The organism is Limimaricola litoreus, assembly GCF_024159025.1.
Lineage (GTDB): Bacteria > Pseudomonadota > Alphaproteobacteria > Rhodobacterales > Rhodobacteraceae > Limimaricola > Limimaricola litoreus.
The window spans coordinates 1-8,950 of sequence record NZ_JAMYXC010000304.1; the positions used below are offsets into that span (position 1 = coordinate 1).

12 protein-coding genes and 1 pseudogene are annotated in these 8,950 nt (G+C 67.9%); 7 read left to right on the forward strand and 6 right to left on the reverse strand.

Annotated features, from left to right (window positions below):
- Window positions 1-421, forward strand: a 421-nt coding sequence (locus NHG85_RS18535) for a Hint domain-containing protein (protein WP_253335199.1), incomplete at its 5' end; no start/stop codon positions are given.
- Between the two features lie 41 nt (window positions 422-462).
- Here the strand turns inward: NHG85_RS18535 and NHG85_RS18540 are convergent.
- On the reverse strand, window positions 463-2,421 hold the full coding sequence (locus tag NHG85_RS18540; RefSeq protein WP_253335201.1) for a bifunctional 2',3'-cyclic-nucleotide 2'-phosphodiesterase/3'-nucleotidase: 1,959 nt from the start codon (window positions 2,419-2,421) through the stop codon (window positions 463-465).
- Window positions 2,422-2,591: 170 nt separating this feature from the next.
- Here NHG85_RS18540 and NHG85_RS19745 point away from each other — a divergent pair, with 170 nt between their 5' ends.
- The gene (locus NHG85_RS19745; RefSeq protein ID WP_305884608.1) at window positions 2,592-2,726 is read left to right on the forward strand and encodes a maltose acetyltransferase domain-containing protein; all 135 of its coding nucleotides are present in this window, start codon (window positions 2,592-2,594) and stop codon (window positions 2,724-2,726) included.
- Window positions 2,727-2,989: 263 nt separating this feature from the next.
- Window positions 2,990-3,151 (forward strand): annotated as a pseudogene (locus tag NHG85_RS19750) (DapH/DapD/GlmU-related protein); the annotation flags it as partial.
- Here the strand turns inward: NHG85_RS19750 and NHG85_RS18550 are convergent.
- The 4 genes from NHG85_RS18550 to rpsF form a co-directional block, all read right to left on the reverse strand.
- Window positions 3,129-3,995, reverse strand: a complete 867-nt coding sequence (locus tag NHG85_RS18550; RefSeq protein ID WP_253335203.1) for an HWE histidine kinase domain-containing protein — start codon at window positions 3,993-3,995, stop codon at window positions 3,129-3,131. The pseudogene NHG85_RS19750 and the gene NHG85_RS18550 overlap by 23 nt on opposite strands.
- Before the next feature lie 212 nt (window positions 3,996-4,207).
- On the reverse strand, window positions 4,208-4,792 hold the full coding sequence (gene rplI, locus NHG85_RS18555; RefSeq protein WP_253335204.1) for a 50S ribosomal protein L9: 585 nt from the start codon (window positions 4,790-4,792) through the stop codon (window positions 4,208-4,210).
- A 12-nt stretch (window positions 4,793-4,804) separates the two neighbouring features.
- A complete protein-coding gene (gene rpsR, locus NHG85_RS18560) occupies window positions 4,805-5,032 on the reverse strand; it encodes a 30S ribosomal protein S18 (protein ID WP_017929480.1) in 228 nt (75 codons plus the stop codon).
- 24 nt (window positions 5,033-5,056) lie between these two features.
- A complete protein-coding gene (rpsF, locus tag NHG85_RS18565; RefSeq protein WP_017929479.1) occupies window positions 5,057-5,410 on the reverse strand; it encodes a 30S ribosomal protein S6 in 354 nt (117 codons plus the stop codon).
- Between the two features lie 268 nt (window positions 5,411-5,678).
- On the opposite strand from rpsF, the gene NHG85_RS18570 reads away from it, so the two are divergent.
- The 4 genes from NHG85_RS18570 (at window position 5,679) to NHG85_RS18585 (ending at window position 8,492) form a co-directional block, all read left to right on the forward strand.
- Window positions 5,679-6,230 carry a hypothetical protein gene (locus tag NHG85_RS18570; protein WP_253335206.1) on the forward strand — a complete coding sequence of 184 codons (552 nt, stop codon included), beginning with the start codon at window positions 5,679-5,681 and terminating at the stop codon, window positions 6,228-6,230.
- A 72-nt stretch (window positions 6,231-6,302) separates the two neighbouring features.
- Window positions 6,303-7,229: an ACP S-malonyltransferase gene (gene fabD, locus NHG85_RS18575; RefSeq protein ID WP_253335208.1), complete on the forward strand. Its 927-nt coding sequence runs from the start codon at window positions 6,303-6,305 to the stop codon at window positions 7,227-7,229.
- 96 nt (window positions 7,230-7,325) lie between these two features.
- The gene (gene fabG, locus NHG85_RS18580; protein ID WP_253335210.1) at window positions 7,326-8,063 is read left to right on the forward strand and encodes a 3-oxoacyl-ACP reductase FabG; all 738 of its coding nucleotides are present in this window, start codon (window positions 7,326-7,328) and stop codon (window positions 8,061-8,063) included.
- Window positions 8,064-8,258: 195 nt separating this feature from the next.
- Window positions 8,259-8,492, forward strand: a complete 234-nt coding sequence (locus NHG85_RS18585; protein ID WP_017929475.1) for an acyl carrier protein — start codon at window positions 8,259-8,261, stop codon at window positions 8,490-8,492.
- Between the two features lie 74 nt (window positions 8,493-8,566).
- Here NHG85_RS18585 and NHG85_RS18590 read toward each other — a convergent pair.
- A partial coding sequence (locus NHG85_RS18590; RefSeq protein ID WP_253335212.1) for a PilZ domain-containing protein occupies window positions 8,567-8,950 on the reverse strand: 384 nt, incomplete at its 5' end.

The following is an 8,950-nucleotide window of genomic DNA, read 5'->3' on the forward strand; positions in this document are numbered from 1 at the left end:
CACCGGCAATTGCGCGCCGATCCGGCTGCGCCCGGGCGTGCTGCCGGGGCTGGAGCGCGACCTGCTGGTCTCGCCGCAGCACCGGATGCTGTTCGAGGGCTACCGCGCGCAGCTTCTGTTCGGCGAGGAGGAGGTGCTGATCGCCGCGCGCCACCTCGTCGACGGCTGCGACGTGACGGTGGAGGAGGGCGGCGAGGTGACCTATGTGCACCTGCTGTTCGACGCGCATGAGATCGTCATGGCCGAAGGCGCCGCGACCGAAAGCTTCCAGCCCGGCCTGCGCGGCATCCTCGGGCTCGACGGCCCGTCACGCGCCCGGCTGCTCGACACCTGCCCGGGCCTGCGCGCCATGCCCGACAGCTGGGGCCCTTCGGCCCGGCCGACCCTGCGCGCGCACGAGGCGAAAGCGCTCTTCGCCTGAAACGCGGCGCGGGGCATGTCCCCCGCGCCGCGCCGCTTTTCTCAGAGCCGGATCACGAAACGGGCAAAGCCCTCCGGCCCGTCGCCCGCGGGCGCGATCTGCACGCCCCTGACGTCGTTGAGGTAGTTGGCCGCCGCGGGGCCGGTGTCGAACAGCACCGTGGTCCCGTCCATCGGGGTGAAGTGCCAGTTGGCATCGGCCGAGGGGCTGATCGTGCCCTGTTCGACGATGTAGCGCACGATCACGTCGCGGTTGGTGTCGGGCGCCTCGAACACGATGGTCGAGCCGTCCGCCCCGGGGAAGGAGCCGCCGCCCGTCGCGCGGTAGTTGTTGGTGGCGATGATGAACTCCTGCTCGGGGTCGATCGGCTGGCCCTCGAACTGCAGGTTCTTGATGCGGTTGGTGTCGGGGTTCACCACCGCGCCCTCGCGGTCGAACATCGCCGGTTCCGACAGGTCGATCTCGTAGGTCACCCCGTCGATCACGTCGAAATTGTAGGAGGGGAACGCGTCGTTCAGAAGGACCTGGTCCTCCTGTCCCGGCTCGACCTGGTTGAACATCCCCGCCGAGCGCTCCAGCCAGTTCTTGACCTCTGCCCCGGTGACGCGCACCGCGCGCACCGTGTTGGGATAAAGATAGAGATCGGCCACGTTCTTGATCGCCACGTCGCCCTCGGGCACGTCGGTGTAATACTCCGGCCCGCCGCGACCGCCCGCCTTGAAGGGTGCGGCCGCCGAGAGGATCGGCAGGCCCTCGTGCTCGGTGCCCGCCAGCATCTGCTCGATGTACCAGCGCTGGGCGTTGGAGACGATCTGCACCGAAGGGTCGTCGGCGACCAGCGCGAAATAGCTGTGCAGCGGCGCATCGGTCTTGCCCACGGCGCGGCGCACGTAGTCGAGCGTCTCCTGGTGCTCTTCGGCCACCGACTCCAGCACCGGCTCGAAGCTCTCGACCAGCGGCGTGATCGAGCGATCCTCGCCGCGCTCGTAGATCGGCCGCGCCTCGACCTCGGAGGAGGCCACGCGCCAGCCCTCGCCGTCGCGCTCGAGCATCAGGTCCACGAGCCCCATGTGGGAGCCCCAGAAGCCCGCCATCACGCCCGGCTTGCCGCCGATCGTGCCCGCCTCGACATCGACGCCCTCGTGGCCTTCGTAGTCCGGGCCGGGGAAGACGAGGTGGCTGTGGCCGGTGAGGACCACGTCGATCCCCTCGACGCCCGCCAGCGGAATGGCCGCGTTCTCCATGCCCTCGGTGTGCTCCACCGGGCCGATGCCGCTGTGGGCCAGTGCCACGATGATCTGCGCGCCTTCCTCCTTCATCTTGGGCACATAGGCCTCGGCAGCGCGCACGATGTCGCGCGGCTCGACCTTCCCTTCGAGATGCTTGCGGTCCCAGTTCATGATCTGCGGCGGCACGAAGCCGATCACACCGATCTTGATCTGATGCGTCTCGCCCGCGCCGTCGGTGATCTCGCGCTCGAGGATGGTGTAGGGCGGCACCAGCGTCTCGTCCTCGGTGATGGTCTCGCCGGTCTTGGTGGCCACGTTGGCCGAAACGATCGGGAAGGCCGCGCCCGAGACCGAGTTCATCAGGAACTCCAGCCCGTAGTTGAACTCGTGGTTGCCCAGCGTCGAGGCGTCGAAGCCCAAGCTGTTCATCGCCTCGATCACGGGATGCATCGCGCCCTCGGGCATGCCGCGCTCATAGGCGATGTAATCGCCCATCGGGTTGCCCTGCAAAAAGTCGCCATTGTCGAACAGCACCGAGTTGGTGGCCTCGGCGCGGATGTCCTCGATCAGGCTGGCGGTGCGGGCGAGACCGACGGTGTCGATCTGTTTGTCGGCGTAATAATCATACGGGTAGACGTGCACATGGATGTCGGTCGTCTCCATGATGCGCAGATGCGCCTGGTTGCCCTGCGCGCGGACCGAGAAGGGGTGCAGCGCGATCATGGCCGAGCTTCCGGCAAGAAAGCCGCGGCGGTTCAGAATCAATGCCATCGATCTTTTCCCTGTTGCTGTCGGGGGTCGTTCTGCCCCCGTATCCGATGGCGGCAGGGTAACGGCTTCGCATCACAGTCCAATGACCTTTCGCGCGCTGCCGTTGCGGAAAGCGTCTGGACGTGGCGCGCCCGCGCTGCGCTCAATGGCGCAAAGCCCAAGGAGGATGGATGCGCAGCGAGAAGGAAAAGATGCTGGCGGGCGAGCTTTACCGCGCGGGCGACGCCGAGCTTCAGGCGCTGGCCTTGGCGGGCCAAGCGCTGGATGGCCGAATACAACGCCATGTCGGTCGCGCCGGTGGCTAAGCGGCACGCGAAGCTCGCCGAAATCATGGCGCATGTGGGCGAGGGCGCGGTGATCCGCCCGCCGTTTTATTGCGATTACGGCATGAACATCCGGCTCGGGGCAGGGGTGTTCCTCAACTTCAACTGCGTGCTTCTGGACGTGGTCGAGATCGCGATCGGCGATCTGACGCAGATCGGGCCGGGGGTGCAGATCCTGACGCCCGATCACCCGAGGGGGGCCGAGGCGCGGCGCGAGGGGCTGGAGTTCGGCCAGCCTATCCGCATCCAATGTCTGGATCGGCGGCGGCGCGCTCTTGATGCCCGGCGTGACAGTGGGCGACGACGCGATCATCGGCGCGGGCGCGGTGGTGACGCGGGACGTGGCGGCGGGTGCGACGGTGGGCGGCAACCCGGCGCGGGTGCTCAGATCGCGGGATGCGGATCGCTGAGCACGGGGGCGAATTCGATCCGGACGACGAGCCCCTCGGGTCGCCAGTCGAAGTCGAGCGTGCCGCCTGCGGCCTCGACGAGGTTTCGGATGATGCGCGAGCCGCTGCACCGCCGGGGCGGGACGACCGTCGGCCCGCCGCTTTCGCGCCATGTCAGGGCAAGCCCCCGCGGGGCGGGATCGACGTCGATCCCGATCATCCCTTCGGCACGGCTCAGCGCGCCGTGCTTGACGGCATTCGCCGCCAGCTCGTGCAGCGCCAGCGTCAATGCCGAGACCTGCGAGGCAGGCACGGGCGTCTCTGCGTCGCCAATCGCGAATTGGGATGTACCGCGTGGCGCATAGGTGGCGAGGATCGGCGTAATCAGCTTCTGCAGCGACATGGCCGCCTCTTCCGGCTTGGCGAAGGCTTGGAAATGCGTGTCGCCGAGCGCCCTGAGCCGCCTGTCGATCTGTTCGGCGAGCGCCTTCGGATCGCTTTCGTCGCGCGCTGACATGCGGATCATGACCGACATCACGTTGACGATGTTGCGCAGGCGATGTTCGAGCTCCTGGTGCTCCAGATCGCGCGCCTGCAGAAGGCTGTTCGACGCATCCTCCCTCGGGGCACCCGACGGGATCTTCGTGGATGGCCCTCTGCCATCCTCGGGATCGGCACCCTTTGCCGCGTGGCTTTCGCCGTCGCTTCGACAGCCCCTGCGCGGGCTCGGATCGGCGAGGTCCGACGGCTTGAACTTCCCGCCTCGCAATGGGCGCCGCAGGGGACCAGGCTTCTTCAGCAGATTCGACTCGTCGAAACTCTCCGATGCGATCCGTGACGCAGTGTCGGTGGCGAGGGTCATGAGGCGTACTCCAGAAGCTGACCGAACCACGCCCCCTGAGCGACGCCACGTCAACCCGTGCAACCGCCATGCCGCGTTCGATACCCAACGTCACAAAGGCTGCGTCCGCTTTGGTACACGAGAGTGACAAACCTTTGGAGGCGTTGACATGCGAAAGGGGCCGCATCCCGGATGCGGCCCCCTCATGGCGTTTCCGAAGTGTCAGCTCGGGCTCAGCCCTCCTGGCCCTCGTCGTCATTGGCGGCGCCGCCGATGTCGTCGAACAGGCCCTGGATCTCGAACTCGGCAGCGGCTTCCTCTTCCGCGGCCAGGTCCTGGATCGACTTGCCCGACGCCTGCAGTTCGGCCTCTTCGGGCGAGCGGGCGACGTTGACCTCGATGGTGGCGTCCACCTCGGGGTGCAGAACCACGGTGACCTCGTAAAGGCCGAGGTCCTTGATCGCGCCGCGCAGCACGACCTGCTTGCGGTCGACGGTGAAGCCGTCGGCGGTGGCGGCTTCGGCGACGTCACGCGTGGTGACCGAGCCGTAGAGCGCGCCGCCGTCGGAGGCCGAGCGGATCACGACGAACTGCTGCCCGTCGAGCTTCGCGGCCATGGCTTCGGCCTCTTTCTTCGACTCGAGGTTCTGGGCCTCGAGCTGGGCTTTCTGGTCCTCGAAACGAGCCTTGTTGGTCTCGTTCGCGCGGAGCGCCTTGCCCTGGGGCAGAAGGAAGTTACGGGCGTAGCCGTCCTTGACCTTCACGATTTCGCCCATCTGGCCAAGCTTGGCCACACGTTCCAGAAGGATCACGTCCATGTGTCGGTCTCCTTATTTCACGGCGTAGGGCAGCAGCGCCAGGAACCGCGCGCGCTTGATCGCCTGGGCGAGCTTGCGCTGGTTCTTGGAGCCGACGGCGGTGATGCGCGAGGGCACGATCTTGCCGCGCTCGGAAATGTAGCGCTGCAGCAGACGCGTGTCCTTGTAGTCGATCTTCGGCGCGTTCTCGCCCTCGAAGGGGTCGGTCTTGCGGCGACGGAAAAACGGTTTGGTGGCCATTCTCTTATCCTTTCCTGGAGGCGATCAGCGACGCTCGCGGCGGTCGCCGCGCTCTTCGCGCTTCTGCATCTGGACCGAGGGGCCCTCCTGATGCTCGTCGACCTTGATGGTCAGAACGCGCATCACGTCGTCATGCAGGCGCATCAGGCGCTCCATTTCCTGCACGGCGGGCGACGGGGCGTCCGAGCGCAGGAAGGCGTAATGGCCCTTGCGGTTCTTGTTGATCTTGTAGGCCATGGTCTTGACGCCCCAGTACTCGTTCTCGAGCACCTTGCCGCCGTTGTCGGCGAGGACGGTCGAGAAGTGCTCGACCAGGCTTTCGGCCTGCGCGTTGGACAGGTCCTGACGCGCGATGAAGACATGCTCGTAGAGCGGCATGTGAACTCCAGTTCGGTTTCCGGGCGCATTTCATAGAACGGGGCCATGACCTTCCGCTCCCCGTTCACGAGAGACTGCGCGGTTCATGCGAAATCGCGGAAGGATGCGGCCTTATACAGAGATCGCGCCGCGCCGCAAGCCGGGCGGAGGTACGAAAAAACGCCCCAATGTCGTGAAAGACGGCATGAGGCCCGCAATCGGCCATAATCCCGCCCTCATGCTTGCGAAGGATCGACCTGTCCAATTGTACAGGCCGGAGCTCGTCGAGATGACCGCAACCCTCAGCACCCGCAGCGATCGCGCCCCCCTGGTTCTCGGAGGCGGCCGCCGCACGGCCGAGGGGGGGCTGGTGCTGGCGCTCTTCGCGGTCTGGGCCTTCGCGCTGGGCGTGACGGCGGCGGCCGGGGCGCTGTGGCTATCGCCGCTGGGCGCGCCGGGCGACGCTGCGCTCTGGGCCAAGCTGGCGCTGGCGGTGCTACTGGGCGGCGGGCTGATCTGCTTTGCCGGGCTGGGCAGCCGCAGCGAGATGCATTTCGACACAGAGCGTCGGCTGGTGCGCGAGGTGCTGCGCCGCCCGGGCGGGCGGGTTCAGCAGGTCGCGAGCTGGCGCTTCGACGAATTCCGCGCCACCGAGATCCGCGATCACCGCGATCCGCGCCGCATGGCGCTGCGCGCCGAGCTGCGCCTGTCGGGCGAGAACGTCTCGGTCCGGGTGGCCAAGGGCGAGCTGCATGTCATCTCCGCGCTCGCCCGGCGCATCGAGACCGATCTCGACCTGCCGCGCCGCCGCGGCGTGCCGCTGTTTCGCCGCGCGGCCTGAGGCTTTCTTGTCGCGGCGCATCCGAGCCGCTATGCGAGGAGCCGACGCACCGCAGCACAAGGGAGCAGGGCCATGCGCGCATTCGTTTTTCCGGGTCAGGGATCGCAGACCATCGGCATGGGCCGGGCCCTGTCCGAGGCCTATCCGGCTGCGCGCGCGGTGTTCGACGAGGTCGACGCAGCGCTCGGCGAAAAGCTCTCCGGCCTGATCTTCGAGGGCGAGATCGAGGAGCTGACCCTCACCCGCAACGCCCAGCCCGCGCTTATGGCGACCTCCATCGCCGCCATGGAGGCGCTGAAATCCGAGGGCGTCGCCGTCACCGACGCGGCCTTCGTGGCCGGGCATAGCTTGGGCGAATACTCCGCCCTCTGCGCGGCCGGATCGCTCCGTCTCGATGACACGGCGCGGCTTTTGCGGCTGCGCGGCGAGGCGATGCAGGCCGCCGTGCCGGTGGGCGAGGGCGCCATGGCCGCGCTTCTGGGCCTCGATCTCGCGGCTGCGCGCGAGGTGGCCGAGGCCGCCGCGCAGGGCGAGACCTGCCAGGCCGCCAATGACAACGACCCCTCGCAGGTGGTGATTTCGGGCAGCCGCGCCGCGGTCGAGCGCGCGCTCGACATCGCCAAAGAAAAGGGCGCCAAGCGCGCGATCCTCTTGCCGGTCAGCGCGCCGTTCCACTGCGCGCTGATGGCGCCCGCCGCGCGCGCCATGGCCGAGGCGCTGGAGGGCGTCGAGATCCGCGAGCCCGCGGTGCCACTCGTCGCCAATGTGCGCGCCGCGGCGGTCAGCGATCCGGCGACGATCCGCAGCCTTCTGGTCGATCAGGTCACCGGCGCGGTGCGCTGGCGCGAGAGCGTGGAGTTCATGGCGGGCGAGGGCGTCACCGAATTCTGGGAGATCGGCGCGGGCAAGGCGCTCACCGGCATGATCCGCCGCATCGCCAAGGGCTCCGCCACCCGCACCGTTGGCACGCCCGAGGATGTCGCCGCGGCCCGGGGCTGAGCGCGAAGCCCCGCGCGCATTCCTGCCCGCGGGGCATGGCCCGGGCGCGCCCCGGCTGCTAGACCCTTGGCCAACGGATTACGCAGGAGACCACACATGTTCGATCTGACCGGGAAATGCGCCCTCGTCACCGGTGCCTCTGGCGGCATCGGCGGCGCCATCGCCACCGCGCTGCACGGCGCGGGCGCGACGGTGGGGCTGTCTGGCACCCGCACCGCGCCGCTCGAGGAGCTGGCCGCGCGATTGGGCGAACGCGCCCATGTCCTGCCGTGCAACCTCTCGGACGCCGAGGCGGTCAACGCCCTTCCCAAGCAGGCGATCGAGGCGATGGGCGGGCTCGACATCCTCGTCAACAACGCCGGCATCACCCGCGACAACCTCTTCATGCGCATGTCCGAGGAGGACTGGGCGCAGGTGCTCGAGGTCAACCTCACCTCGACCATGCGGCTGTGCAAGGGCGTGGTGCGCCCGATGATGAAGACGCGCTGGGGCCGGATCGTCAACATCACCTCGATCGTCGGCTCCACCGGCAACCCCGGTCAGGCCAACTACGCCGCCGCCAAGGCCGGCATGGTCGGCATGTCGAAATCCATCGCCTACGAGGTGGCGAGCCGCGGTATCACCGTGAACTGCGTGGCGCCGGGTTTCATAGAGACGGCGATGACCGACAAGCTCAACGAGGACCAGAAATCGGGCATCTTGGGCCAGATCCCGGCGGGCCGGATGGGCACGCCCGAGGAGATCGCATCGGCGGTGCTTTACCTCTCCAGCCCGGAGGCGGGCTACGTCACCGGGGCGACGCTGCACGTCAATGGCGGCATGGCGATGCTTTGAGCCGGGGATTTCCGTGCAGGGAAAGGGGCGAAAGCGTTTGCGCCTTCCGGAATCTCTGCTACATGACCCCGTGATTTGCCGAATTTGGCGCTTTTGGCGCCTGTCGGTCAGCGGCCCGAGCGGGCACATCAAGCCGCCCTCTGGGGCAAGCAGTGAAAAGGCCCGACAGGGGCCGGAAAGACGTGAGGAACTGTTATGAGCGACGTCGCCGACCGCGTGCGCAAGATCGTTGTTGAGCATCTGGGTGTCGAAGAGGACAAGGTCGTCGAGAACGCCTCGTTCATCGACGATCTGGGCGCCGACAGCCTCGACACCGTCGAGCTGGTCATGGCTTTCGAGGAAGAGTTCGGGATCGAGATCCCCGACGATGCCGCCGAGACCATCCAGACCTTCGGCGATGCGGTCCGCTTCATCAAGGAAGCGCAGTAATCGAGACGGCCCGATCCTCGGATCAGGACGCGAAACGGCACCCCTCGGGGTGCCGTTTTCGATTCTTGGCCCCCTCAGCCCGCCGGAGCCCCGCCGGGGTCGGGTTCGGGCCCCGTGCCGGGGTCGGTCTGGGTCAGGATCGGCGCCACCGCATCGTCGGGCAGGGGGCGCAGGAACTGCACGCCGAGGAAATGCTTGTTGCGCCAGCGCGCCGTGGCGCCGATGCGCCGGTCGCCCAGAAGGATCGTCACCCCCCTGAGCCCCGCCGGCTCGAAGCCCGCGTCGAGCCGCAGCTTGGCGCCCTGACGGCTGATGTCGATCAGCCGGGTTTCGGTTTCGGCGGTGCCGCTTCGGATGCGGGCGGGGAGGTTGACCGCGTGGCGTTTGGCCTGCCGCTGGCGCTTGCGCTGCACCCGGCTCACGGCCAGCGCGGCGAGGGCGGCGAGCCCCAGCGCCCC

Excerpts from the sequence above, each read along its gene's own strand:
- NHG85_RS18540 (WP_253335201.1), bottom strand. The coding sequence starts at position 2,421 with ATGGCATTGATTCTGAACCGCCGCGGCTTTCTTGCCGGAAGCTCGGCC.
- NHG85_RS19745 (WP_305884608.1), top strand. The coding sequence starts at position 2,592 with ATGCGCAGCGAGAAGGAAAAGATGCTGGCGGGCGAGCTTTACCGCGCG.
- NHG85_RS18550 (WP_253335203.1), bottom strand. The coding sequence starts at position 3,995 with ATGACCCTCGCCACCGACACTGCGTCACGGATCGCATCGGAGAGTTTC.
- rplI (WP_253335204.1), bottom strand. The coding sequence starts at position 4,792 with ATGGACGTGATCCTTCTGGAACGTGTGGCCAAGCTTGGCCAGATGGGC.
- rpsR (WP_017929480.1), bottom strand. The coding sequence starts at position 5,032 with ATGGCCACCAAACCGTTTTTCCGTCGCCGCAAGACCGACCCCTTCGAG.
- rpsF (WP_017929479.1), bottom strand. The coding sequence starts at position 5,410 with ATGCCGCTCTACGAGCATGTCTTCATCGCGCGTCAGGACCTGTCCAAC.
- NHG85_RS18570 (WP_253335206.1), top strand. The coding sequence starts at position 5,679 with ATGACCGCAACCCTCAGCACCCGCAGCGATCGCGCCCCCCTGGTTCTC.
- fabD (WP_253335208.1), top strand. The coding sequence starts at position 6,303 with ATGCGCGCATTCGTTTTTCCGGGTCAGGGATCGCAGACCATCGGCATG.
- fabG (WP_253335210.1), top strand. The coding sequence starts at position 7,326 with ATGTTCGATCTGACCGGGAAATGCGCCCTCGTCACCGGTGCCTCTGGC.
- NHG85_RS18585 (WP_017929475.1), top strand. The coding sequence starts at position 8,259 with ATGAGCGACGTCGCCGACCGCGTGCGCAAGATCGTTGTTGAGCATCTG.